The 26,114-nt window shown below is 69.1% G+C and carries 15 protein-coding genes, 1 tRNA gene and 1 pseudogene; 11 read left to right on the plus strand and 6 right to left on the minus strand.

Going from position 1 to position 26,114, the window contains the following annotated elements:
- Positions 1 to 344: 344 nt before the first annotated feature.
- The 3 genes from ACMYLB_RS05735 to nth all read left to right on the plus strand — a co-directional run bounded on the left by ACMYLB_RS05735 (position 345) and on the right by nth (position 7,883).
- Positions 345 to 6,245, plus strand: coding sequence for an MBG domain-containing protein (locus ACMYLB_RS05735; protein ID WP_415909992.1), 5,901 nt, complete (start codon positions 345 to 347; stop codon positions 6,243 to 6,245).
- Between the two features lie 124 nt (positions 6,246 to 6,369).
- Positions 6,370 to 7,218, plus strand: coding sequence for an energy transducer TonB (locus ACMYLB_RS05740; protein WP_415909993.1), 849 nt, complete (start codon positions 6,370 to 6,372; stop codon positions 7,216 to 7,218).
- A complete protein-coding gene (nth, locus tag ACMYLB_RS05745; RefSeq protein WP_415909994.1) occupies positions 7,215 to 7,883 on the plus strand; it encodes an endonuclease III in 669 nt (222 codons plus the stop codon). Before ACMYLB_RS05740 ends, nth begins: the two co-directional genes overlap by 4 nt.
- An 85-nt stretch (positions 7,884 to 7,968) precedes the next feature.
- Here the strand turns inward: nth and ACMYLB_RS05750 are convergent, their stop codons facing one another.
- Positions 7,969 to 9,912, minus strand: coding sequence for a methyl-accepting chemotaxis protein (locus ACMYLB_RS05750; RefSeq protein WP_415909995.1), 1,944 nt, complete (start codon positions 9,910 to 9,912; stop codon positions 7,969 to 7,971).
- 185 nt (positions 9,913 to 10,097) lie between these two features.
- On the opposite strand from ACMYLB_RS05750, the gene ACMYLB_RS05755 reads away from it, so the two are divergent.
- From ACMYLB_RS05755 to ACMYLB_RS05785, 7 genes and pseudogenes are all read left to right on the plus strand, one after another.
- A complete protein-coding gene (locus tag ACMYLB_RS05755; RefSeq protein WP_415909996.1) occupies positions 10,098 to 13,019 on the plus strand; it encodes a PAS domain S-box protein in 2,922 nt (973 codons plus the stop codon).
- A gap of 42 nt (positions 13,020 to 13,061) precedes the next feature.
- Positions 13,062 to 13,138, plus strand: a tRNA-Val gene (locus ACMYLB_RS05760).
- A gap of 509 nt (positions 13,139 to 13,647) precedes the next feature.
- A pseudogene (locus tag ACMYLB_RS05765) lies at positions 13,648 to 13,968 on the plus strand (GAF domain-containing protein); the annotation flags it as partial.
- A gap of 214 nt (positions 13,969 to 14,182) precedes the next feature.
- Positions 14,183 to 15,991: a PAS domain-containing protein gene (locus ACMYLB_RS05770; RefSeq protein ID WP_415909997.1), complete on the plus strand. Its 1,809-nt coding sequence runs from the start codon at positions 14,183 to 14,185 to the stop codon at positions 15,989 to 15,991.
- Between the two features lie 135 nt (positions 15,992 to 16,126).
- A complete protein-coding gene (locus ACMYLB_RS05775; RefSeq protein ID WP_415909998.1) occupies positions 16,127 to 17,467 on the plus strand; it encodes a PAS domain-containing protein in 1,341 nt (446 codons plus the stop codon).
- A gap of 55 nt (positions 17,468 to 17,522) precedes the next feature.
- Positions 17,523 to 19,190 carry an amidohydrolase gene (locus tag ACMYLB_RS05780; RefSeq protein ID WP_415909999.1) on the plus strand — a complete coding sequence of 556 codons (1,668 nt, stop codon included), beginning with the start codon at positions 17,523 to 17,525 and terminating at the stop codon, positions 19,188 to 19,190.
- Positions 19,191 to 19,576: 386 nt separating this feature from the next.
- Complete coding sequence (locus ACMYLB_RS05785; protein ID WP_415910000.1) at positions 19,577 to 20,869, plus strand: tyrosine-type recombinase/integrase; 1,293 nt, start codon at positions 19,577 to 19,579, stop codon at positions 20,867 to 20,869.
- A gap of 24 nt (positions 20,870 to 20,893) precedes the next feature.
- Here ACMYLB_RS05785 and ACMYLB_RS05790 read toward each other — a convergent pair whose 3' ends face one another.
- The 5 genes from ACMYLB_RS05790 to ACMYLB_RS05810 all read right to left on the minus strand — a co-directional run bounded on the left by ACMYLB_RS05790 (position 20,894) and on the right by ACMYLB_RS05810 (position 24,779).
- Positions 20,894 to 21,685, minus strand: coding sequence for a type IV toxin-antitoxin system AbiEi family antitoxin domain-containing protein (locus tag ACMYLB_RS05790; protein WP_415910001.1), 792 nt, complete (start codon positions 21,683 to 21,685; stop codon positions 20,894 to 20,896).
- 261 nt (positions 21,686 to 21,946) lie between these two features.
- Complete coding sequence (locus tag ACMYLB_RS05795; RefSeq protein WP_415910002.1) at positions 21,947 to 22,399, minus strand: JAB domain-containing protein; 453 nt, start codon at positions 22,397 to 22,399, stop codon at positions 21,947 to 21,949.
- A 711-nt stretch (positions 22,400 to 23,110) separates the two neighbouring features.
- Positions 23,111 to 23,335, minus strand: coding sequence for a hypothetical protein (locus tag ACMYLB_RS05800; protein WP_415910003.1), 225 nt, complete (start codon positions 23,333 to 23,335; stop codon positions 23,111 to 23,113).
- A 225-nt stretch (positions 23,336 to 23,560) separates the two neighbouring features.
- Entirely contained in the window at positions 23,561 to 23,749 is a 189-nt protein-coding gene (locus ACMYLB_RS05805; RefSeq protein WP_415910004.1) for a hypothetical protein, read from the minus strand.
- Positions 23,750 to 23,927: 178 nt separating this feature from the next.
- Entirely contained in the window at positions 23,928 to 24,779 is an 852-nt protein-coding gene (locus tag ACMYLB_RS05810; RefSeq protein ID WP_415910005.1) for a DUF932 domain-containing protein, read from the minus strand.
- Between the two features lie 738 nt (positions 24,780 to 25,517).
- On the opposite strand from ACMYLB_RS05810, the gene ACMYLB_RS05815 reads away from it, so the two are divergent.
- On the plus strand, positions 25,518 to 26,114 hold the full coding sequence (locus ACMYLB_RS05815; RefSeq protein WP_415910006.1) for a hypothetical protein: 597 nt from the start codon (positions 25,518 to 25,520) through the stop codon (positions 26,112 to 26,114).

A 26,114-nucleotide genomic window follows, 5' to 3' on the forward strand; every position in this document is an offset into this window, starting at 1 on the left:
AAATCTTATGCTTTCGGCTGATTCCCGGGGCCGGCCATCAATTCAGGATTGAAGGACGCGCCCCGGTCGCGCGTTATGACGCGACACACACCACTCGCGTTTGAAAGCGCGCCGTTTCACTACGCCGTCACATCAACGTTGCCGCGACGTCACCCAGCCGGGTTGCACTCGCTTGGCCTGGCAATGCACGCTCGGACCGTTCCCGAGCTCTCCATGAAGTTTCCCTCCGGCTGCGTCCGCACACCGCGCAGCCAGCCTGTCTCCTCCTGACCCCTCTCGTCGCCGCACCGCGGCGCTGCGACGCGTGGCGTCGCTGCGCGCGGGCCGCGTCTCCCTTTCCCCTTATGGCCACACACACCCGCCTCCTCAGCCGCGTGCTCGCCGGTGCGCTGCTGTTCTTCACCGTCGTCGTGCAGAGCTTCGCCGTCATCGGCGCGGCTTACCAGATGCAGCTGGGCAACCCCAGCAACGCGACGACCACGACGTCCAACCACGTCAATTACCTCATCCAGCGCGACCAATACGCGATGGACTACAACGACACCCGCCGCGTCCCCAACTGGGTGAGCTGGGACCTGACCTCCGGCGACGTCGGCGGCAGCGGCCGCTCGGCCTTCGCCACCGATCCCGACCTGCCCGCGGGTTTCACCATTGTCGGCACGGGCGACTACTCCGGCTCGGGCTACGATCGCGGCCACATGTGCCCCTCCGCCGACCGCACCGTCAGCACGGCGGACAACCAGATCGTTTTCTATATGACCAACATGGTCCCGCAGGCGCCGGACAACAACCAGGGCGTCTGGGCCAGCTTCGAGACCGAGTGCCGTAACATCGCCAGCCAGGGCAATGAGCTCCTGATCACCTGCGGCCCGAGCGGCTTCAGCGGCTCCACCATCGCCAGCGGCGTCTCCATCCCCGGCTACGTCTGGAAGATCGTCGTCGTCGTCCCCCTCAACGGTCGCGACCCCGCCACCGACCTCGCCCCCAACCACATCGACGCCAACACCCGCGTCATCGCCATCAAGATCCCCAACATCCAGGGCGTCCGCAGCGATCCCTGGCAGAACTACATCACCTCCGTCGCCCAGATCGAGGCCGACACCGGCTACACCTTCTTCGGCAACCTCCCGCCCGCCGTCGCCGCCGCGCTCCGCGTCAAGGTCGACGGCCAGTCGACCGCCGGCCTGCCGGTCATCGTCACCCAGCCCGCCAGCCAGACCGCCGGCCTCGGCGGCAGCGCCTCCTTCTCCGTCACCGTCACCAGCGACACCGCGGTCACCTACCAGTGGAGCAAGGACGACGTCCCGCTCGACGGCGAGACCAACGACACCCTCGTGCTGACCGACATCACCGCCGCCGACGTCGGTTCCTACACCGTCACCGCCTCGAACGCCGTCGGCTCCGTGACCAGCAGCGCCGCGCAGCTCATCGTCAACGGCCTGCCCCCGGTCATCGCCACCGCCCCGAACTCGCAGACCGTCTCCGCCGGCGACAACGCCGTGTTCACCGTCGCCGCCACCGGCTCGCCCACGCTCACCTACCAGTGGCGCAAGAACGGCACCGCCCTCGTCAACGGCGGCAACATCGCCGGCGCCACCTCCGCCACCCTCACGGTCGGCAACGCCCAGCTCGCCGACGTCGCCAGCTACGACGTCGTCGTCACCAACAGCGTCAGCTTCGCCACCAGCGCCCCCGCCGGCCTCTTCGTCAACGCCGCCGGCCCCACGCTGACCTCGCAGCCCACGGCCCAGACCGCGAACCTCGGCGCCAGCGTCACCTTCACCGTCGGCGCCAAGGGCTCCGAGCCGCTCAGCTACCAGTGGCGCAAGGGCGGCACGCCGGTCTCCGGCAACGCCACCGCCGCCACCGCCAGCCTGGTGCTCGCCAGCGTCACCGCCGCCGATGCCGGGAGCTACGACTGCGTCGTGACCAACGCCGTCGGTCCCGCCGTCACCAGCAACGCCGCCGCCCTCACGGTCAACACCTCCAGCATCGTCACCTGGAACTTCACCACCGCCGCCCCGAGCAGCGGCCTGCCGTCCGACATCACCGGCGGCACCGTGACCCAGAACAACAACAACGGCACGACGACGCTGCTCACCACCACCTCCGCCTCGGGCAGCTACGCCGGCGCCAGCGGCGGCAACAACGCCGGCGCCGCCGCCCGCACCGGCGCGCTCAACCTCGCCGCCGGCGGCTCGGCCTACTTCGAGTTCACCCTCACGCCCGCCGTCGGCAAGCAGCTCGCCTTCACCGGCTTCTCCTTCGGCATGCGCAGCACCTCCACCGGCCCGCAGCTCTACACGCTCTACTCCAGCGTCGACGGCTTCGCGGCCCCGGTCGCCACCGGTGCCGTCCCCAACAACGGCAACTGGGCCGCCTACACCGCCGCGATCGGCACGCTCACCGGCGCGCTCAACGCCCCCGTGACCTTCCGCCTCTACGGCTCGAACGGCACCGGCAGCGCCTCCGCCAACACCGCCAACTGGCGCATCGACGACCTCAAGGTCACCGTCAGCACCACCGCCCCCGCGCCCACCGCGCCCGTGGTCAGCTCCACCACGCCGGCCGACGGCGCCACCGGCGTCGCCCAGAACACGGCCATCACGGTCAACTTCAACCAGCCCGTCAGCGTCGCCAGCGGCTGGTTCTCCATCGCCAGCACCGCCAACGGCGCGGTCGCGGCCACCGTCACGGGCGGCCCCTCGTCCTTCACGCTCACCCCGCCGGTCAGCTTCCCCGCCGGGGATAGCGTCACGGTGACGGTCTTCGCCGACAAGGTCACCGACCTCGCCTCCGGCACGCTCCATCCGGCCGCGAACTACGTCACGTCCTTCAGCACCTCGCTGCCGGTCGCCCCGGCCATCACCACCGCGCCGGTCGCGCAGACCGTCGCCGCGGGCGACACCGCCAGCTTCACCGTCGCCGCCTCCGGCAGCTCTCCGCTCACCTACCAGTGGCGCAAGAACGGCACGGCCATCTCCGGCAACGCCACCGCCACCAGCGCCATCCTCACCCTCGCCAACGTCCAGCCGGGCGACGCCGGCAGCTACGACGTCGTCGTGACCAACAGCGCCGGCTCCGCCACCAGCAGCGCCGCCACGCTCACGGTCACGGCCGCCGCCCCCGGCGCCGTCTACTGGGACTTCACCACCGCCACCCCGACCAGCGGCCTGCCGGCCGACGTCACCGGCGGCCTCGTGACCCAGAACAACAACAATGGCACCACTGCGCTGCTCACGAGCGTCTCGACCTCCAGCGGCTACTCCGGCGCCTCCGGCACCTGGAACGCCGGCGCCGCCGCCCGCACCGGCGCGCTCAACCCCGCCGCCGGCGGCTCCGCCTACTTCGAGTTCACCTTCACGCCCGCCGCCGGCAAGCAGCTGCTCGTCACCGCCCTGAGCTTCGGCTCCCGCAGCACCAGCACCGGCCCGCAGGCCTACGCGCTGTTCAGCAGCGTCGACGGGTTCGCCGCCCCGCTCGCCACCGGCACGCTGGCCAACAACAGCGCCTGGGCCCTCCAGTCGCCGGCCCTCAGCCCGCTCACCGGCGCGGCCAACACGCCCGTGACCTTCCGCCTCTTCGGCTACAACGGCACCGGCAGCCCCGGCACCGGCACCGCCAACTGGCGCATCGACGACCTCAAGGTCACCGTCGCCACCCTCGTCGTGCCCGTCGCCCCGACGATCACCGGCGCGCCCGCGGCGCAGACCGTCACCGTCGGCGACACCGTCACGTTCTCCGTCGCCGCCGACGGCACCGGCCCGCTCGGCTACCAGTGGCGCAAGGACGGCAGCGCCCTCGCCGGCGCGACCGCCAGCACGCTCACGCTCGCCCACGTCCTCACCGACGCCGCCGGCAGCTACGACGTCGTCGTGAGCAACAGCGTCGGCTCCGCCACCAGCGCCCCCGCCGTGCTCACGGTCAACAAGGCCGTCGCCACCGTCACGCTGGGCGACCTCGCCCAGACCTACAGCGGCGCGCCGCGCGTCGCCAGCGCCGCCACCGCGCCGGCCGGCCTCGCCGTCGACGTCACCTACAACGGCAGCGCCGCCGCCCCGGTGAACGCCGGCAGCTATGCCGTCGTCGCCACGGTCAACGACGCCAACTACACCGGCACCGCCACCGGCACGCTCGTCGTCTCGCCCGCTCCCGCCAGCGTCACGCTCGGCGACCTGAGCCACGTCTACGACGGCACCGGCCAGGCCGCCGCCGTCTCCGTCGCCCCCGCGGGCGTCGCGGTCGCCGTGACCTACGACGGCGCCGCCGCACTTCCGGTGAACGCCGGCAGCTACGCCGTCGTCGCCACCATCGCCGACCCGAACTTTACCGGCGCGCCCGCCACGGCCACGCTCCAGATCGCGCCGGCCCCGGCCGCGATCGCGCTGGGCGACCTCGCCCAGACCTACGACGGCCACGGCCGCGCCGCCAGCGTCACCACGACGCCCGCCGGCCTCGCCACCAGCGTGACCTACGCCGGCAACGCCGCCCTCCCGGTCAACGCCGGCAGCTACGCCGTGGCCGCGACGCTCGCGAACCCGAACTACACCGCCGTGCCCGCCACCGGCACGCTCGTGATCGGCAAGGCCGCCGCCGAAGTCGCGCTCGGCAGCCTCACCGCCACTTACGACGGCGCCGCCCACGCCGCCACCGCCACCACGACGCCCACCGGCCTCACCGTCACGCTGACCTACGACGGCGCCGCCGCCGCCCCGGTCAACGCCGGCAGCTACGCCGTGGCCGCCACGGTCGACGATGCCAACTACACCGGCAGCGCCAGCGGCACGCTCACCATCGCGCCCGCCACCGCCACCCTCGCGCTCGGCGACCTCACCCACGTCTACGACGGCAGCGCCAAGGCCGCCACGGTGACGACCACGCCCGCCGGCATCGCCACCACGCTCGCTTACGACGGCAGCCCCGCCGCGCCCGTGCACGCCGGCAGCTACGCCGTCACCGCCACCCTGGCCGACGCCAACTACACCGGCGCGCCCGCCACCGGCACGCTGACCATCACGCCGGCCACCGCCACCGTCACGCTCGGCAACCTCAGCCAGACCTACGACGGCACGCCGCGCGCCGCCACCGTCGCGACCGCGCCCGCCGGCCTCGCCGTCGCCGTCACCTACAACGGCAGCGCCGCCGCCCCGACCGCCGCCGGCACCTACGCCGTCGTCGCCACCGTCACGGACGGCAACTACACCGGCAGCGCCAGCGGCACGCTCACGGTCGCAGCCGCGACGACCACCGTCACCCTGAGCAACCTGACCTACCTCTACGACGGCACGCCGAAGAGCGCCACGGTCACCACCACGCCGGCCAACCTCGCCACCACCGTCACCTACAACGGCGGCGCGACCGCGCCGACCCTGCCCGGGGTCTACACCGTCGTCGCCACGGTCAACGACGCCAACTACACCGGCACCGCCACCGGCCAGCTCGTGATCGACATCGGTGCGCTCGTCCGCCGCCTCGCGTCGCTCAACGGCGGCATCGACGGCGCCGTGCAGGTCACGGGCGGCGAGAACGTCACGCTCAACGGCAATGCCTGGATCTCCGGCGACCTCCTCGTCGCCGGCACGCCGACGGTCAGGCTCAACGGCAACCCGGCCTTCGGCGGCACGACCGCCGCCACCGGCGCGGCCGCGCCCGCCGGCTACACCGTGACGCTCAACGGCGGCTCCGCGCTGCATCGCCTCGTCACCCGCGTCGACGCGCTCGCGTTCCCCACGCTCGCCGCCGTCCCGGCCCCCGCCGGCACGCGCAACGTCGCGCTGAACAACGCCACGCAGTCCGTCGGCGACTTCGCCACCCTCCGCGACCTCACGCTCAACGGCGCCATCGGCACGCTCGCCGTGCCGGCCGGCACCTACGGCGCGTTCACCGTCAACGGCAACAACACGCTCGTGCTCGGCGTCGCCGGCGCCACGACGCCCGCGGTCTACAACTTCCAGTCGCTCACGCTGAACGGGAATGCGAAGATCGCCGTCGTCGGCCCGGTCGTGATCAACCTGCCCGGCAGCCTCACGCTCAACGGCACGATGGGCGCCGCCGACCACCCCGAGTGGCTCGAGGTCAACCTCCGGAACGGCAGCCTGACGCTGAACGGCGCGGTGAAGTTCCACGGCTTCGTCATCGCGCCCGCCGGCACCGTCACGATCAACGGCGGCACCGTCCTCACCGGCGGCGTCATCGCCGACAAGCTCGTGATCAACGGCAACGGCGTGCTCGTGCTCGCCGACTGACGCGCGGCCCGTTCGTTTCCTTGCGCCCGGGGAGCCTTGCCGCTCCCCGGGCTTTTCTTTGCGGCCGCGCCGCCGCCGCGCTTGGCTCGCCGGCATGAACGGGATGTGCGGGGGACGCGGGGTGATGCTGATCCTGATGGCGCTCGGCGCGCTGGCGCCGGCGCGGGCGCAGAAGGCGCTCTTCATCGAGCACGACGGCAAGCCCGCGCTCGTGGTCGCCGTGCGCGACGGCCGGGCCTACGTCCGCGAGGCGGGCAAGCTCGTGCGGGCCACCAGCCCGCGCGCCGGCCTCGTCGACGTGCGCGAGTTCCAGCCGTTCTTCATCTCGGTCCGCCACGAGCGCGCCCGCACCAGCTACGTCAACCTGACCATGAACGGCGGCAGCGGCGACGTGAACAATCAGTTCGAGTTCCACGCCTCGTTCGAGTCGCCCTACGACCTGGAGAACACGTTCCTCGTGCTGATCCTGAAGACCGCCCGCGGCGACCGCATCTTCTACTACGAGGTCGGCCACCTCCAGGCGCGCACGATCAAGGCCTTCGATGTCGTCGTGCCGCTCGCCGAGAAGCTCGGGGAGGGCCGCTACGAGCTCCACCTCTTCAGCAACGGCGGCGAGGTGCTGCACTCGGGGATGTCGCCGCTGTTCCGCGACCGGGCGCTCGATCGCATGGTCCTGCGCCGCGTCCAGGGCGTGGCCGCCGCGCCGCTCCGGCCCTTCGTCGGCCCGGCGCCGGAATACCCGTCCGCGCTCTACCAGCGGAAAGTCCGGGGCGAGGCGGTGGTGAAGTTCCGCGTCACGCGCACCGGCGCCGTCCTCGACCCCGCGGTCCTGTCCGCCACCGCGCCCGAGTTCGGCGAGGCCGCGCTCGCAGCGATCCGCCTCTGGCGCTTCCTGCCCACCGTGAAGGACGGCCAGCCGGTCGAGGGCGTCGCGCAGATGCCGTTCCAGTTCGCCCCGCCGGAGGAGAAATGAGCCGGCCCGATTTTTCCTCTCCGCAGGCGCGCGCCGACCACGTGGCCCGGCGGCTGGCCGAGCTCTACCCGGACCCGCCGATCCCGCTCGCGCACCGCGACGCCTACACGCTGCTGGTGGCCGTGCTGCTCTCGGCCCAGTGCACCGACAAGCGCGTCAACGAGGTCACGCCGCACCTGTGGCGGCTCGCCGACACCCCCGCGGCGATGAGGCACGTGCCGGTGGCGCGGATTCAGGAAATCATCCGGCCGTGCGGCCTCTCGCCGCAGAAGGCCAAGGCGATCAGCGGCCTCTCGCGCCTGCTGGTCGAGCAGCACGCCGGCGCGGTGCCGCGGACCTTCGAGGAACTCGAGGCGCTGCCCGGGGTGGGGCACAAGACGGCGTCGGTGGTGATGAGCCAGGCGTTCGGCGTGCCGGCGTTTCCGGTCGACACGCACATCCACCGGCTCGCGCAGCGCTGGAAGCTGACGAGCGGCGCGAGCGTCGCCCAGACCGAGCGTGATCTGAAGCGGCTCTTTCCCCGCGAGCAGTGGAATCCGCTGCACCTGCGCATCATCTACTACGGCCGCGAGCACTGCACCGCGCGCGGCTGCGACGGCACCGGGTGCGAGATCTGCCGCACGCTCTTCCCCGAGCGGAAGCGGCCGGTGCGGACGCGGAAGTGAGGCACCCGCCGCGTGGTTGAAGCGGTGCCGACGAAGCCGCCGGGTCCGTGCGGATCCCGGCGGCGGCGTCGCTGACCACCCCTGATCAGCGGAAAGGCAGCTCGGCCGGCTCGGGCGCGGCGGATTTTTCGCCGGATGTCCCGGCGGGCGGGGCCGTCCGGACGCGCACCGCCTCGATGACCGGGCGCACCGGTGCGCCGGACGGCGCGGCGGCGGCATGCTCGGCGAGCCCGACGAGGGCGGCGAGGCTGTCCGCGGCGTGGCGCAGCTCGAGCGACTGGGCGTTGAGCTCCTCGGCGGCGCTGGCGGCCTCCTCCGCGGCGGCGGCGTTGGCCTGCGTGACCTTGTCCATCTGGGACACCGCGGTGTTCACCTGTTCGAGGCCGGTGCTCTGCTCGCGCGAGGCGCTGGCCACCTCGGCGACAAGGCGGTCGACATCGCGGGACTTGGCGACGATCTCCTGCAGGCTCTGGGTGACACTGGCGGAAAGCGTCGCGCCCTGCTCGCTGCGCTGCGTGGCGTCGGTGATCTTGTCGCTGGTCTCGCGGGCGGCGACGGCACAGCGCTGGGCGAGGGTGCGCACCTCGTCGGCGACGACGGCGAAGCCGGCGCCGGCCTCGCCGGCGCGGGCGGCCTCGACCGCGGCGTTGAGCGCGAGGATGTTGGTCTGGAAGGCGATTTCGTCGATGGTCTTGATGATTTTCGAGATGTCGGCGGAGGACTGGCGGATGCCGGCCATGGCCTGCTGCATCCGCTCCATTTCCTGCGCCCCGTGCTCGGCGGTGTCGCGCGCCGCGTCGGCGGCGGACTTGGCGGCCTGCGCGTTCTCGGCGTTGTGCTTGGTCGTGCTGGCGAGTTCCTCAAGCGAGGAACTGATCTCCTCGAGCGAGGCGGCCTGCTCGCTCGCTCCCTGGGCGAGGCTCTGGCTGGTGGACGAGACCTGGCTCGAGGCGGACGCGATCTGGAGGGCGCCCTGGGTGAGGCCGGTCGAGGTGTCGCGCAGCGTGCGATTGAGGGAGCGGACGATGACCCAGCCGGCGAGCGGTCCCAGCACGAGGGCGCTGGCGAGACCCCACAGCACCAGCACGCTGCTGCGACCGAGGGTGCCGGACGCGGCGTCGGCCTCGTCCGTCGTGCGCTGGATCGAGCGATCGAGCACGGTGCTGACGACGGTGTCGAAATCGACCGCGGCCTGGGTCCGCCGTGCCATGAGTTCCTGGGCCGTGGCGTAGTTACGCACGATGCCGCCGATGCCGGCGTGGTAGGCCTCGGCGGCGGCCTTGATGGCGTCGAGCTGCCGGAGGTTCTTGTCGACGCGCGTGATCGCCCGGGAGGCGGCGAGGCGGTCGGCCATGCGCTCGAATTGCGGCAGGACCTTCTCGGCGATCGAGGGATCGCGGAGCGCCTGGGACTTGAAATTGGCGATCCGGACCGTGTTGCCGGCGTCCCGGATTTCGTTGCCCAGGCTGATCTTCCGGCGCCGCTCCTCGAGCTGGCCCGGCGCCGCCGCGGCGGCGATTTCCTGCGCGAGCGCCTGCTCCTGGCCGCCGATGTAGTCGTCGAGGGCGGAGGTGAACTGGGCGGCCTCGGCGTCGAGTTCGCCGCGGAGCCGGGCCAGTTCCTCCAAGTTGGTGCGGGTGGCGTCAAAGCTGGAGCGGTAGGCGGCGAGCGCGCTCTCGGCCTTGCCGATGCCCTCGGCGAGAGTGGTCAGCTCGGGATGGGCCCGTGCCAGGGCGCGGCAGCGTTCCAGGGCGCGGTCGACCTCGGCCAGGTGCTTGTGGGCGAGCTCAAGCTGGGTGGCGTCGCCGGTGAGACTGAAGGTGCGCGTCGCGAGCTGCGTTTGGGCGGAGGCCTGGGCGAGACGCGCAGCGACGTCGGCCTCGGGGGCGATCGCGCCGGAGAGGAAGCGCGCGTTGGTGGCGGCGGCCTGCATCCACCAGGCGGAAAGGGCGCCGAGCAGCGCGGTGATGGTGAGCAGAAGGGCGAACCCCAAGCTCACCCGTCGGGATACGGTGAACTGATTGGACATAGCGGAGGAGTGGAAACGAGGTTTGGCCCGCTGGTCACATCGGTGCGGCCGGGCGCAAATTGATGCCGAATCCTCCGCATTTCTTGCCGTCGCATCGGCGCGCATTCCGCAAGGCGTGGCGGAAGCCCGGCAATGGGTGCGGAGGCAGGCCGCGGTGGAGACCGCTAGAGTGCAGGCCCCGACGGATGAGTCCGACCCCTCCTCTTCATGCCGGCCGCGTAGCGGTCGTCTACGCGGCGCTGGCTGCGGCCTGGATCGTGTTTTCCGATCTGCTGCTGGAAGCGGGCGCGGGCAGCGCGGCGCACGGGTCGCTGGCGATGGCGAAGGGACTGCTGTTCGTCGCGGTGACGTCGCTGTTCCTTTATGGCCTGCTGCGACATGTGCAGACCCGCGTGGCGGGGGCCGAAGCCGTCCGGCGCCGCGAGGAGGCGCGCTGGCGACAGGCGCTGGAAGGGGTGGGTGACGGGCTCTGGGAATGGGAGATCCGCACGAATTGCGTCTACTACGCGCCGCAGCTGGAGCTGATGCTCGGCTACGCCGCCGGCGAGTTCCGGCACGAAGTCGATGCGTGGCAGTCGCGCGTGCACCCGGACGACCTGCCCGCGGTGAGCCGCGAGCTGGAGCGCTGCCTCGCGCGCGAGGTGGCGGTCTACCAGTCGGAGCATCGCCTGCGCCGCAAGGACGGCTCCTGGGCCTGGGTGCTCGACCGCGGCGTCGTGCTGGAGCGCGACTGGAGCGGCCGGCCGCTGCGGATGATCGGCACGCATTTCGACATCACCCCGCGCAAGGAACTGGAGCAGCGGCTGGGCGAGCAGGCCGAGCACTACCACATGCTTTTCGAGAAGAATCCGCAGCCGATGTGGATCTACGACGTGGAGTCCGGGCGCATCCTCGCGGTGAACGAGTTTGCCGTCGCGAAATACGGCTACGCGCGGGAGGAGTTCCTCCGGCTGACCGTGCACGACCTGCGTCCGCTCGAGGACGGGCCGCAGTTTGCGGAGCACCTCGCGAAGCGCCGTCCGCCCGTGCAGTCGTCCGGCCCCTGGCGCCACCGCCGTGCCGACGGTTCGGTGATCCTGGTGGAGGTGATGTCGCACGCCATCGACTGGCGCGGCCGGCCGGCGCGGGTGGTGGTGGCGCACGACATCACGGCCCAGGAGCGGGCCGTGCACGAGGTGGCGGAGAGCGAGCAGAAATTCCGGGCCATCTTCGACAGCGCCAACGACGCGATCTTCACCGCGGACGAGCACTACCGGATCACCAGCTGCAACTCCCGCGGCGGCCTGCTCGTGGGCCTGGCGCCGGAGGCGGTGGTGGGGCGGTTCCTGATGGATTTCTTTCCCGCCCGGCAGTCCGACGGCTCCGACTCGCGGCAGACGGCGCAGCGCATCCTCAACGAGCTGGGACCGAAGCACGCCGATCCGTTCGAGTGGACCCTGCAGCGCGCCGACGGCGCGGCGGTGGAGGCGGAGATCACCCTCAGCGGCCTGCAGCACGGCGGCCGGAGGTCGTTCGTGGTGGTGGCGCGCGACATCACCGAGCGCAAGCGCGCGACGCGCGAGCTGCAGCTGCTGCACGCCGCGCTGCAGGCGACCCCGGAGGGAGTGATCATCACCGATGCGCAGGGCCGGATCGAGTGGGCCAATCCGGCCTTCTCGCACATTACCGGTTACGCCCTCGCCGAGGTGCAGGGCGAAACGCCGCGCAAGCTGCGCTCGGGCCACCACGACGAGGAGTTCTACCGCGGCATGTGGCAGACGATCCTGCGTGGCGAGACCTGGTCGGGCGAGGTGCAGAACCGCCGCAAGGATGGCGGATTCTACTTCGAGCACCAGACGATCGCGCCGGTGCGCAACAGCGCGGGCGAGATCACGAACTTCGTCGCGGTGAAGGAGGACATCACGAACGAGCGCCGGCTCGAGCAGCAGCTCGCGCGTTCGCAGCGGCTCGAGAGCGTGGGCATGCTCGCCAGCGGCATCGCGCACGACCTCAACAACGTCCTCACCCCGATCGTGCTCGCGGTAGAGCTGCTACGGGCCGAGGGCGAGCTCACCGCGGCCGCCCGCGGGCGGCTCGACCTCGTCGGCCAGGCGGCCCAGCGCGGCGCGAGCATCGTCAAGCAGGTGCTGACCTTCGCACGCGGGGTGGAGGGCGAGCGCACGATCGTGCAGCCGCGCTACCTGCTCAAGGAGGTGGCGCAGCTGGCGGAGGAGACTTTCCCGCGCTCGATCGAGATCCACGTCGAGAACGGCAAGGACGTGCCCACCATCCGCGGCGACGTCACCCAGCTGCACCAGGTCCTGCTCAACCTCGCGGTCAACGCGCGCGACGCCATGCCGCAGGGCGGGCGCCTGACGCTCGGCGCGCGCAGCGTGGCGGTCGACGCCGAGCGTGCGCGGGCCCTCGCGCCGTTCGCGCCGGGCAACTACGTGGAGCTGACCGTCGCCGACACCGGTATCGGCATGACGGACGAGGTGCTGGAACACATGTTCGAGCCGTTCTTCACCACCAAGCCGCGCGGCAAGGGCACCGGGCTGGGCCTTTCCACCGTCTACGGCATCGTGCGCAGCCACGGCGGCAAGGTGGAGGTCGACACGCAGCTCGGCCGCGGCACGACCTTCCGCGTGCTGTTGCCCGAGGTCGTGGACCAGCCCGCGCCGCGTCCGCCGACTCCGGCCGAGCGGGCGTTGGAAGGCGGCGGCCGGCGCGTGCTGGTGGTCGACGACGAGGAGGCGATCCGCACCGTGCTCGCGCAGACCTTGCGCCGGCACGGATTCGACCCCGTGACCGTCGCGGACGGCGTGCAGGCCCTGCAGCTTTTCCGCCTGCGCCCGGAGGCGTATCACGCGGCCATCGTCGACCTGATGATGCCGCGCATGCACGGAGCGGAGGTGATCCGCGAGCTGCGCGCGATCATGCCGACGCTGCGCATCGTCTACTCGTCGGGCTTCGCCGGCGGCGACGACATGGTGGCGGAGGTGACGGAGCTTGCGGCCGGCGAGGTGAACGCCTTCCTCCCGAAGCCCTTTCGGGAGGAGGAGCTGCTGGAAGCCCTGCGCAAAGCCGAGGCGGCGGCGGGCGCGTGGAGCGAAAAAAAGAAGGTTTGATTTCCGAAAAGGCGTCCGCAACCGTGCCCGTCCGGTTTTTTCGGACGCTTAGCTCAGTTGGTTAGAGCACGTGCTTCACACGCACGGGGTCACTGGTTCGAGTCCAGTAGCGTCCACCATCCGGCAGGCGCGGAATGCGCCGCGGCGATCGCTAGGGCCATCCGGCGGGCAGAATCGGTTTGTATGCGCCTGAGGCGCCGGTAGCTTGAAACCCAGCCGAGCGTGGGCTGGCTCGAGCCAACCGATGATGCGCACCAAGCTGGCGGGACCCCTGCAACTGACCCTCACGTATGCCGTGCTCGCTGGCGGCTGGATCGTCGGTTCGGATGCAGCCGTGGCCCTTTGGACCGGCGATGCACCGGACGAGCTGCTGGTCAACGTGGGCAAGGGTCTCTTCTTCGTGATCGTGTCGAGCCTCGTGCTTTATCGCCTCGCGCTGGCGATGGCGACGCGGGTGCGCGAGGTGGAGCAGGAGCGCAGCCGCACCGAGCGCGACACGGCGATCGCCCTCGGACGGGCCAACCGCCTTTACGCCACGCTCGCCCGGGCCAACGAGGCGGCGCTCACGGCGTCGGATCGCCGCGAACTGTGCGCCGCAATCTGCCGCACGCTCGTCGAGAGCGCGGGCATGCGGCTGGCTTGGATCGGCTGGGTCGACGAGACGACGCAGCGGGTGGAGATCGAGGCCGCGCTCGGTCCGGCCGCGGGCTACGCGGAGGGCCTGCTGATCTCCGTGGACCCGCGCCGGCCGGAATCCTCGGGCCCGACGGGCCAGGCGATCATCCACGGCACCAGCATCGTCTGCGCCGACGTCGAGCACGAGCCGCGGATGGCGCCGTGGCGCGCCAAGGCCCTGGCCCACGGCATCCGCTCCAGCGCCGCGGTGCCGCTGAAGTCCGGCGGCGGGGCGCGCGGGGCGCTGACAATCTATTCCGAGGAGGTCGGGTTCTTCTCGCCCGACATCCTCGGCCTGGTGGAAAAACTCGCGGCGGACCTCGCCCACGGCCTCGACGTGCTGCTCGTCCGCCAGCGCCTGGTCCAGCAGGCGGAGGCGCTCCACGAGAGCGAGCAGCGGTGGCAGTTCGCGCTCGAGGGCGCGGGCGACGGCGTCTGGGACTGGAACCTGCAGAGCGGCGACGTGTTTTTCTCCCCGGCTGGCGCAGATGTTCGGCTACGAGCCGCAGGAGTTCCGCGGCCGGGTCGAGGAGTGGGAGGCGCACCTGCACCCGGCCGACCTGCCGCGCGTCCGCGCCCGGCAGGAGGCCGTGCTCGCCAGCGGCGAGAACCTGATCCACCACGAATACCGCGTGCGCTGCAAGGACGGCACCTACCGCTGGGTGCTCGATCGCGGCAAGGTCATCGAGCGCGACGCGGCGGGCCAGCCGGTGCGGCTGATCGGCACCTTCACCGACCTGACGGAAATCCGCCGCACGCACCAGCGCCTCGCACTGCTCGAGGCCGCCCTGCAGGCGATGCCGGCGGGCATCGTGATCACCGACCCGAGCGGCCGGGTGGAGTGGGTCAACGCCGGCTTTTCCCGCCTCACCGGCTACAGCGCGAGCGAGGTCATCGGCGCGAATCCGCGCCTGCTCAAGTCGGGCCACCATCCGCCCGAGTTCTACGCCCAGCTCTGGCGGACGATCCTGCGCGGCGAGGTCTGGAGCGGCGAACTGGTGAACCGGCGCAAGGACGGCACCGATTACCACGAGCACATGATCATCGCGCCCGTGTCCCACGGCGCCGAGGGCACGACCCACTTTGTCGCCATCAAGCAGGACGTCACCGAGCGCCGCCAGATGGAGCAGCAGCTCCTGCGCGCCCAGCGCATGGAGGGCATCGGCCTGCTCGCCGGCGGCATCGCGCACGACCTGAACAATGTCCTCGCGCCCATCCTGCTCAGCGTCGAGCTGCTGCGCATGCGCTGCCAGAACCCGGCGGACCGGCGCACGCTCGAGGTTGTCGAGTCCGCGGCGCGCCGCGGCACCGGAGTCGTTCGCCAGGTCCTGACTTTCGCCCGCGGCATCGACGGCGAGCGCGCGCCGCTGCGGCCGCGCGACCTCATCCGCGAGCTCGTGTTGATGATCGAGGAGACCTTCCCGCGCGACATCGACATCCGGCGCGACGTGGCGGACGACACGCCGATGATCCGCGGCGACGCCACGCAGCTGCACCAGGTGCTGCTCAATCTGGCGGTCAACGCGCGCGATGCCATGCCGAACGGCGGCACGCTGGTGTTCGCCGCGCACGGCGAGGAGCTGCGGTCGCGGCGGGTGAGCTTCATGGGCGAGATCCCGCCCGGCAGCTACGTCGTGCTGAGCGTGCAGGACACCGGCCAGGGGATGAGCGCGGAGGTGCGCGAGCGGATCTTCGAGCCGTTCTTCACCACCAAGCCGCGCGGCAAGGGCACGGGCCTGGGCCTGCCGACCGTGCTCGGCATCGTGCGCAGCCACGGCGGGTTCATCCAGCTCGACTCGCAGCCGGGGACGGGGTCGGTGTTCCGCATCTACCTGCCGGCGATGCCGCCGGAGGACACCCACAGCACCCCGCCGATCGCGGGGCCGGCGCTGGCCGGATGCGGCCGCACCGTGGTGGTCTGCGACGACGAGGCGCCCGTTCGCGAGATCGCCGGCGTCGTCCTGCGGCAGGCCGGCTTTCAGGTCCTCGAAGCCACCAACGGGCGCGAGGCGGTGGAGCTGTTCACGGCCCGGCGCGGCGAAATCGACGTCGTGCTCATGGACATCATGATGCCCCTGATGACGGGCGACCGCGCGGCGGCCGAGATGCTGCGCGTCCGGCCCGACCTGCCCCTCGTGCTGATGTCGGGCCTGATGGACCACGAGGCCGTGCACGCGGCCTTGAGCAACGTCGGTGCGAAATCCCCGCCGCTGCTCCGGAAGCCGTTCACGGCGCATGATCTCCTGGCGGTGATGGGCCAAGTCCTCGGCGCCGGCGCCAAGCCGGCCACGGCCTGAACGCGTCCCGACTCGCTTAAGTCGCGGGCCCGCGTGCCGTTAATCAGGGTGGTGCGTGCCCACGACACGGCCGGCCCTATGATTGTGCGACCTGTCAGCCCGCTCGAACGCGCGCGGGAATTCAACGTCAATGAAATGTTTTTCTCCACGACGGACGCCCGCGGCGTCATCGTCGAGGGCAACGACGTCTTCACCCGCGTCAGCGGCTACGACGCCACCGAGCTGATCGGCAAGCCGCACAACATCATCCGGCACCCGGACATGCCCCGCGTGGCCTTCCAGCTGCTCTGGGAAAACCTGCGCGCCGGTCGCCTGTTCGCCGGGTATGTGAAGAACCGCGCGAAGGACGGCGACTACTACTGGGTGTTTGCGGTGATCGTGCCGCTCGGCGACGGACGGTTGCTGTCGATCCGTTTCAAGCCGACCAGCCCGACCCTCGCCACCGTCGAGCAGCTCTACGGCCGGCTGCGCGCCGCCGAGGCGGCGGTGCTGGCGGAGCAGGGCACGCCGAAGGCGGCGATGGAGCGCAGCCGCGCCCAGCTCGAAACCGAGCTGCGCGCGCTCGGCTTTCCGAGCTACGACCTGTTCGCCCACGTGGCGCTCAACGCCGAGCTCTCCCACCGCGACGAACAACTCGCCCGCGAGGGCCGCGCGCTCTTTCCCGCCGCGCTGGCCGGGGCGGGCGTCACCCCGGCGCGCACGCTGCTGTATGCGGAAAGCCGCCGGGTCTACGATCGGGTCACGACGCTCTTCCGCGACCTACACGCCTTCGTGCGCTTCCATGGGGAATTGCAGGCGGCCGGCCGCAGCGTCGGCGGCGTGGCGGAGGATTTCCGCACCCACGCGCTGAACGTGAACATCACCGCCCAGCGCCACGGCATCGAGGGCCGCACCGTCGGCATGGTGGCGTCGTTCCTCGACCGCTACGCCCAGGAGCTGGGCCATGGCACGCGCGAGCTGGGCCAGCACATCGCGCGCACCTCCACCGCCACCGAGAGCATCAACGCCGAGGTGGCCGTCGCCCGCCTGCAGATGGAGATGGTGCTCGTGTTCCAGGCCGAGCTCGCGCGCGGGGAGGGCGCCGCCGCCCGCGACCGCCTGGCGATGCTGGTGGACCTGCAGGAGGCCTTCGCGACGCGCACGCGCGCCGCGGCCCGCGCGATCGCCGAGCTGCAAAGCGAGTCCACCTCCCTCGCCGGCAGCCGCGACCTGCTCAGCAAGGTGGCGATGAGCATCCAGCTCGCGCAGGTGCGCGGCCTCACCGAGTCGGCGCGCATCGCCGGCGCGGAGAACCTGCGGGCGATGTTCGCCGATTTCCGGCGCAAGATCGACGAGACCAACACGCAGCTCACCGCGCTGGACGACGCGCTCAGCCACCTCGGCACCCTCACGGCGCACACCCCGCAGCTGGTGGCGGAGGTGGGCAGCGCGGCCGAGGCGATCCGCCAGCGCGTCCGCGAGCTGAGCGCCGCCTGACCGGTCGCGCCGTCGGGGAATTGCCAAGCACGGGGAATTCCGCCGTGCTCGCGGCATGCCCCGTCTACCCCTGCTCGCCGCGCTGCTGGCCGGTGCCGCCTTCGCGCAGCCGGTCGACCTGCTGGTCGTGCGCGGCAACCTCCACACGCTGAACCCGGCGCAGCCGCACGCCACCGCGCTGGCCGTGCGCGCCGGTCGCATCGTCTACGTCGGCGACGACGCCGGGGCGGAAAAGTTCCGCACCGACGCGCGGCGCGTGCTCGACCTCCACGGCGCCACCGCCGTGCCCGGCCTCAACGACGCGCACATGCATCTCGCCGGCGTGGGCGAGCGCGAACTGTCGTTCAATCTCGAGGGCACGAGCGGCATCGCCGAGCTCCAGCAGCGCCTCGCGATCCGCGCGGCGCAGGCCGGGCCGCGGCAGTGGATCTTCGGACGCGGCTGGATCGAGACGCACTGGCGGCCGGCGGCGTTTCCGACCCGGCAGCAGCTCGACGCCGCGAGCGGGGCCCATCCGGTCGTGCTCCAGCGCGCGGATGGGCACGCCATCGTCGCCAACAGCCTTGCCTTGCGTCTGGCGGGCGTGACGCGCGACACGCCCGATCCCGCTGGCGGGGAAATCCTGCGCGACGCCGCGGGCGAGCCCACCGGCATGCTCGTCGACAACGCGATGGCGCTCGTCACGCGCTTGATCCCGCCGCCCACGCCGGCGGAAGTCGAACGCGCGCTGATCGTCGGCGCGGAGCGCGAGGCGCGCCTCGGCTGGACGGGCCTCCAGATCGCCGGACACAGCTACGCGGAGGCGGAGCTGGTCCGCCGCCTCGTGGCGGAGGGCAAGATCAAGCTCCGCGTCTACGACGCCGTCAGCGGCTCCGATGGGAGTCGCGACCAGCTGCTCGCCGCCGGCCCGGTGATTGGCGAGAGCGGCGGCCGCTACACGCGCCGCGGCGTGAAGCTCTACATCGACGGCGCGCTCGGTTCGCGCGGCGCCGCGTTGCTGGCGCCTTACGCCGACGCGCCGCGATCGACCGGCCTGCTGATGCAGGAGGAGGCGCAGGTCATGCCGTTCCTCGTGGCGGCATTGCGACGGGGGATCCAGGTCGAGACGCACGCCATCGGCGACCGCGGCAACCGGACGATGCTCGACTGGTATGAGCGGGCCTTCGCCGCCGTGCCCGCCGCGGAGCGCGCGGTGCCGGAGCCGCGCTGGCGCATCGAGCACGCGCAGATCGTGGCGTCGGCGGACATCCCGCGGTTCGCCCGGCTCGGCGTCATCGCGTCGATGCAGCCGTCGCATGCGATCGGCGACCTGTTTTTCGCCCCGCAGCGCCTCGGCCGCGAGCGGCTGGTGGGCGCCTATGCGTGGCAGTCGATGGTGCGCAGCGGCGCGGTGCTCGCGGCGGGTTCGGACGCGCCGGTCGAGCGGGGCGAGCCGATGATCGAATTCTACGCGGCCGTGGCGCGGCGCTCGCTCGAGGGGTATGCCGACGCGGACTGGCATCCCGAGGAACGACTGTCGCGCGAGCAGGCCCTGCACGCGCTGACGCTCGGCGCGGCCTACGCGGCGTTCGAAGAAAAGGAGCGGGGCAGCCTCGAAGTGGGGAAGTGGGCCGACCTCACCGTGCTCTCCGCCGACATCATGACGATTCCGGAGCCCGAAATCCTGAAAACCCGTTGTCTTTACACCATCGTGGGCGGCGAGGTCGTTCACGAACCCCGCTGACGCCATCCGGCCTTGTGCCGCGCTAAGTCATTAAAAGAGAAGGCCCTCCCGAGCAGTGGGAGGGCCTCAAATTGGGTGCAGGGGTTGGATTTGAACCAACGACCTTCAGGTTATGAGAACAGGCCTTCAGGCTCTAATAGCCAAAGTGCTTAACTCTCTTTGCACCAAATCTTTGGCTGTTTCTTTGACTACCGTAATTTCGGGAGCTGCTGCTCGTTGATCTGGGCTTCGTGAGGTTTCAAATCAACCTCAAAAAATAGGAGCACGTCATGAGTCTGGAACTACGTCGGAATGTCAGCGAATGGTGGTATGGCCGCCTGCAATCGAACGGCCGTCGTTACGTCAAAAATCTCGGGGTCAAAGTCGAGGGCCGCGTCCCGCGCACGTTGCGCGAAACCGGCGACATCGTCTTCGAACGCTCGCGCGCGAAGGCGCAGGCCGCGCTCGAAAAAGCGCAGGCCGAATTGAAGCGCCGGGGCTCCGCGGAGGAACTCGTGCAGACGCTGCACGAAATCCGCACGGGCTCGCGCGTGCGGTCGATTCCGCTCGATGAACTCCCCACGCGTTGGGATGGATTGCTGCGCCGTCGTCCGCTGAGCGATCTCTACCGAGCGCAGGGCATCAAACGCATCGAACGCTTCGTGGCGTTCGTGCGCAAGGCCTCCCCGGGCATCCACGAAATGGCGCAGGTGCAGGCCGCGGTGGCCACGGCCTACTGCAAGATGGAACTCCAGCGCGGCATCAGCGCGCAGACCTACAATCAGATCGTGATCCACCTTCGATCCGTCTTTCAGCTGCTGCGCAAAGAAGGCGGCACGGCCGAAAATCCGTTCGAGGATATTCCGCTGCGCGAAGGCGAGACGATCTTCCGCAAGCCTTTCACCGTGGAGGAACTCGCGCTCATCGAGAAAACGGCGAAGGACGATCCGTTCATCTATCCGCTCATCGTCACCGGCATGTGCACCGCGATGCGACGCGGCGACTGCTGCACGTTGCTGCGCAGCGCCGTCGATCTGAAGGCGGGATTTGTGACGGTGAAAACGTCCAAGACGGGCGAGACGGTGCAAATTCCCATCTTCCCTTTGCTGCGAAGCGTCCTCGAAAAAGCGCTGGCGGAGCCGCCGGTGCGGCCTCCGTTCTACGTCTTCCCCAGCTTGGAGGCACACTATCGGATCAACGCCGATCATCTCACGGACCGGGTGCGGCGCGTCTTCAAAGCCGCGGGTTTCTACAACACCGATCCGGGCGAGTCGGCCGAAGACACCGGCTCGCGCGGGCAGGTGCAGCAAGCGCGCGCGCACGGCGTGCGTCGCGCGTCGGTGCGGGACTTCCATTCGTTTCGCGTCTCGTGGGTCACGGTCGCGCTCACCGCGGGCGTGCCGCTGGAAATTGTCCAACGCGTCACCGGCCACCGGACGACGGACATTGTGCTCAAACACTACTTCCAACCCGGCAAGGAAGACTTCCGGCGCACGCTCGCGGGCAAGCTGCCGGCGCTGCTCGGCGATCACACGCAGCGCGCGGCCGACGAGTTCAATCTTGCCGACCTGCGCGCGAAGCTGACCGCGATGGAGGATTCGACCTGGCGACACATTCGCGACGAACTGCTCAGCCGGTTGCCGGCCGAGAAGAATGTCACGCCGCTGCCCGCCTTGTCGAAGTCTTCGTTCGCGGCCTGACGCCGCTACCGCCCGAACTGGCGGTCATGGGGCGTCGTCGGGCGTCTCCGTGACCGCCGGGACGGTGATCAGGTATTTGGGGTCGAGGCGACCGCCGGGGATCAGCGCGCGCTTGCCGCTGCCGAGGTCAACTTTGGTCACGTCCAGTTGTTTGAACCACGCGTGACCGTGGCGCTCGGCGAGATGCAGAAACAGCCGCTTCACCTTGATCGAGGTGCAATGCTCCAGAAGGAGCTGCACCACGTCCGGCCGCAACGTGCCCAAGCTTTCGAACACGAGACTGGCGTGCTCGTAGGCGGCGGCATCGGGCGTGAGTTGGTGGAGTAATTCGAGCGCCGCCCGTTCCGGTGCGGAAATGGTCACGCTGAATGCGCCCGCATCATGTTCCCGCCAGCCCGCGTCAACCGGCAGAAAGTCCGTGCGCATGTGGCGGACGCGGCTGGCCAAAGGGAGTCCCTGAAACCATGCGGGCAGCCGGTCGCGGGCACGGCTGAAGAGATAAACGGGATAGTGGTCCCCCAACGGAAGGAAGTGCGCGAAGCCGGAGAGTTCCAAGGCGGTGCGTCCGCCCGGATGAAACCACTTCGACTTTCCTTGCAGGCCGAACACCGCGCCCAACCAAGACGGCGATTCGGCCCGAACCGTAAAGGCGCCGTCACCGACCCGGCGCAACCAACCGGAACGCGCATAGTAGTCGGCCAGCCGGGTCGAGATCCCCTGCTGCCGGAGCCACGGGGAGGTCAGCACGGTGCCCGAAGGGGCGGACATCAGGCGCTGGTTGAGTTTGGGCCTCTTGGCTTTGGAATCGTCGGGCATGGCTGAGTCGGGATGGGCCGGAAGTTTATTTTGAGTCAAATTAATCCACCTCTGTTAGTTTATTTTGCGATAGAATAAACCATACGAGTCCCGCGCGGAAATTAATGCATTCGGATTTTGCCTCCGACCGCGGGCAAAAAAATACCGCCCCGGTGGCCCCCGGGGCGGCTGGCCCGTGCCGAGTGAACATCACGCCGTGCGGGCGTGAGTCAACGCGCGATCCGGGCCGCGGATTCGTGGGTGTCGTCCCAAAAAAGGGCCTCACACGAGGCCCGCAGCGCGGAAGGAATAATAGCCGACCTTCAGCGGGTCGGCCTTCGCGTCACCAACGATGACGTGGTCGATGAGGTCGATGTCGATCACCTTGGCCGCCTCGCGGAGTTGGCGGGTGATGTGGACATCGGCGGCGCTCGGCGCCGGATCGCCGGAGGGATGATTGTGAGCGACCATGAGGGCCGTGGCACCAGCGAGGATCGCACCGCGAAAAACTTCCCGTGGAGCTACCAGGGTGGACGTGGCCGTGCCGAGGGTGACGAGGTGACGGCTGATCGGGTGATTCTTGCGGTCGAGATAGACACAGTAGAACGCCTCCTGCATCGGGTTTTCGTCGAACGCGGAGCGAAGGTATTCGACGACCGCTTCCGGCCGGTCGAGCCGGACCTCTTCGCCGAGGGAAACGAGGGAGTAAACGATCTTGGCTTCATAAACGCGCATGGTGAGCGCTCGCGCGAGCCGCGTTTCCCTTTCTCGACGTGGTGTCGAGTGATCGCGGGTGCTGCCCGGTTGAGCGCCCGCTCGGGATGGGCGAAAGTCAAAGCGCTGGATGGAGCGCCGAGGCGGCGGATTTATCCGCAACGAGGGGGAAGCGGAATGTTTGCGCGTGGTGGAGATCGCGCAGCGATACTACCTTGACCGCCCATAAAATGGGGCGCTACCGGACGGGGCAGAGCTAGAAGAATTCGAGCGAAGCGAGCGTTGGTTCGGGGAACTAGATTGGAGCTTTACCATGGAGCATCGCTTCGACAGTAGTGGCCTGTGTCGGCGCGCTGAGAAACTCAGGGCGGTGGCGTGCATCGAATATTCGACTGCGCGCAGTGGCCCACCACGGTGGAGGGCTCCAACTGGGCTTATATAGGTCCTCGCACGAGGCCACCTTAACGTCAGTCAGCCCATTGAACAATGAACCCAGTGCTATCGGGGGCAGCACCCGCTCGCCCGCTCACAAAAAAGATTAACGGATTCCCGCGGAAAAAGCATCGGCTATTATCCCAAGTGGCCGCCACGTTTCGGGCGAGAAATGAAACCCCCTGGTGGCTACGCGATGCGCGCCGATGCAGCGGAACTCAGCATTACTCGTGGATCGATCTGTTTCTCCGCGACGGATTCAAATGCGTTTACTGCGGTTCCGATCTTAGCGCGTCAGCCCTAACTATCGCCACCGCGACACATGACCATGTGATCCCTCAATGCCTCTTCACCGTAGCGTCTGAGGCGAATCGTGGCGTTAATCTCGTCGCCTGCTGCGCGCTCTGCAATTCGCTGAAAGGAAACTGGCATCCAGCGACAGCCGATGACCCGACCTGGCGGAGCAGAGCAGACTTTATCAACTCGGCGCGGCGCTTCATCGAAAAAGCAGCCGAGCAGGTTCATGCGAGATATCAGCGATTCGTTGGTTGCGCGACGAACGCTGCACCCTTGGACCGTTGGTCGGTAGACCGGAGGGCGCTGATCGCGGCAGACCGCGAAGACTATCTGAAATCGGCCCCCGCGAATTGCGCCTCCGAGTAAGGACAAAACGAAGAGCCCACTCGCAGGAGTGGGCTCGCAAGAAGAACGGACTTCGAACAATGCCTAGCGGCATGTCGTGTCCGAGGTTCATTTCATGAAGGCCTTGAGGCGCGAATTCAGGACTTTGATGTCGATCTCGGCACCGGTGACGGTGGCGCGCGCCTTTGCGAGCCGCACCTCGGCTTGGAGGAGTTCTTTCTTCAGCTTCGTGAGTTCGTCGGGTGCGTCACTCCCGCGCAAACGCGCGGCGGGAAGTTCTGAGGTGCCATTGTTCATAACGATGACCGGTCGTGCCGGTGTTGATGGTTAATGTGGACGGACAATGCCGCTGAACCGAGCGAATCGAGTTCTCGGCCGATGGCAGCGGCACGCGCCTACCGGAAACGCGGGAGCCATTCTCCCGAAAAAAAGGGAGCGGCACGACGCCGCTCCCTCGTGAAACCGATGTGCGAGGTCAGTTATTCGCAAACTCACCCGCCAAGGCCCAGAGCGCTTTGTTGAGCGTCCGTCCCTCCACCAGGCCCGCGACCGGCCGGGTGCGATTGCGCCGGAGGCCGGCGCCTTCCGAACGGCTAAGGTAGCGGTCGCCGCCTCGCGCGAGATGCTCCTGCACCACGTTGAACGTGGTCCAGAGATCGGTTGCCGCGTCGCCGTAGCGCACCGGAGAAAGCAGCTTCTCCGGCGTGAGCGCCTGCATCACGGGGTTGTCAGGCGTCCAGCGCAGCGCTGCCGCCCGCCGCGCGAATTCGAGACGAGTCGCCTGCGAGAGTTGCACCGCCTGCCACTTCGCGACGGCCTCCAGCGCGCGCGGGGTGTTCTTGGCGACGGACTGCGCTGCGCGGGCGAAGGCCTCGGCGGAAACGTCCATGTGCCGGATCGAGACGTGCGCGAAGTCCGTATCGGCGACCGTTAGCCCGTTACGGCAAACGAGCCGGTAGAGGCCGGCATCGATACGATAGGCCCGCGTGCCGTCGTGCGCGTTCTGGAGGATCATCTCCGGACGAGTGTTGCCGACCTGCATCGCCCCAGCTTCCAAATCGGCGCGCCGCGCGAAACGAATCTCGTGCATCTGGTAGCCTACCCGGTCCTCGAGTCGCACGCGCTGCTCGGACGCGCGCACCGGCTCCCAACCTTCGGCGCCGAGCAGGGCAACGACCTGCGCGGTGGAAACGAACGTGTAACGAGCGGACACCCCCGGCCGGGCATGTTCGGCAAAAACCGATGGCGCACAGCGGCGAAGATCGTCGGACGAAAGCGCCTTGAAGACGCGAGCGGGAGCAACGGTGACAGATTCAATCGAGTTCATGACTTTCCTTGTTCTGAAGCGCCCCAACGAGGGCGCATCGTGGCGGGCCGCGCCACGCGGACCCCAACCCGAGCCGAACCGTTAAATCGGCCGCCCCGGAGGGATGCCGACGATCAGCACCGTCACGCAAGGTGGAGCGCAGCGCAGCGAGCAATACCTTGAGGCGCGGACGGGCCGAGGCGCTCGCGCCGCAGGACCGCCAGCCGGCGTAGGTGCTATAATGAGGCACCCCACGGGGGACAGGCTTCGCACTCTGCGGATGCGCGAGCGGCGCAACGAGAGCGAGCCCCGACAGCCCAGCGGCGACTGAGCGTTATCCGCGGGTCGAGTGAGATCGGGCGGCGCGCAGGTGCGGGAGCGGAGCGAAGGCGACGGGCCGCGAGTGGAGGAAGGAGTCGGCGCCGGTGGGAGCGCGGCAAGGCCGCCGGTGTCGTGACCGGAGAGCCTGCGACCGGAAGCGATCCTGGCGAATGGTCGTGCTAGGACGACGAATCGCCAGAGGCGGCCGTGAGCGCGGAGCCAAGCCGTCTCCGCCCGCAACGAGTGGCCGGAGCCGCAGTCGGAGCGGCACACCGAAGCGGTGGCCGATCCCGCTCGCGCTAACCAATTCGGCCTTGGCCGGCATCGGGGCGTTGCGGGGTGTCCCCGCTAGAATGGGGAGGGCGAGACGCAGACTCGACCGAGGGGAAAGACGTTTCCCCGTTGAAACCATAAACCAAACGGAAAACAACTCCCGGCATGAAAGAGGATATCCTAGAACAAATCGTAGACGATTATCTGAACCTAAAAGGATATTTCACTATGGCGAACGTGCGATTCATGCCCGCGAAAGATGCGGACGGTCACGACCCGCAACAAGACTCCGTCCCGAGCGACATCGATATCGTCGGTATCAATCCAAGAATTGCAGGGCCATCACGAGTCGTGGCCGTCAGTTGCAAGAGTTGGCAAGATGGATTTTGGCCGAAATGGGAAATCGAAAAAATTAAGAGTAACGGCTCACACGCGGGCCGAGAGCGGTGGCGTTCCTATCGTGAATTGGCCAGGGATAAATGGGCGGTCGCGTTCAAAGACAAAATCGAGGCCATCACCGGCCAGCGTGAATTCGAATATTGGACCGTTTGCCTTTTTGTCGGCGCGAGCGAGCGAGAGCACATCCCGCTATGGACCCAAGATCCCGAGTTTAGGAACCGATTGACGCCTCACCTCCACATCAAGACGCTGCACGATCTATTCCGTGACATCTATGTTTCGCTCGGGACCACGCCGGCCGGCAGCGAAGTTGGTCGATTGATTCAGGTTATGAAGGCCGCCAAAATCAGGGTCGAACCGTAG

Origin of the sequence: Oleiharenicola sp. Vm1 (genome assembly GCF_047777955.1) — a bacterium.
GTDB lineage: Bacteria > Verrucomicrobiota > Verrucomicrobiia > Opitutales > Opitutaceae > Didemnitutus.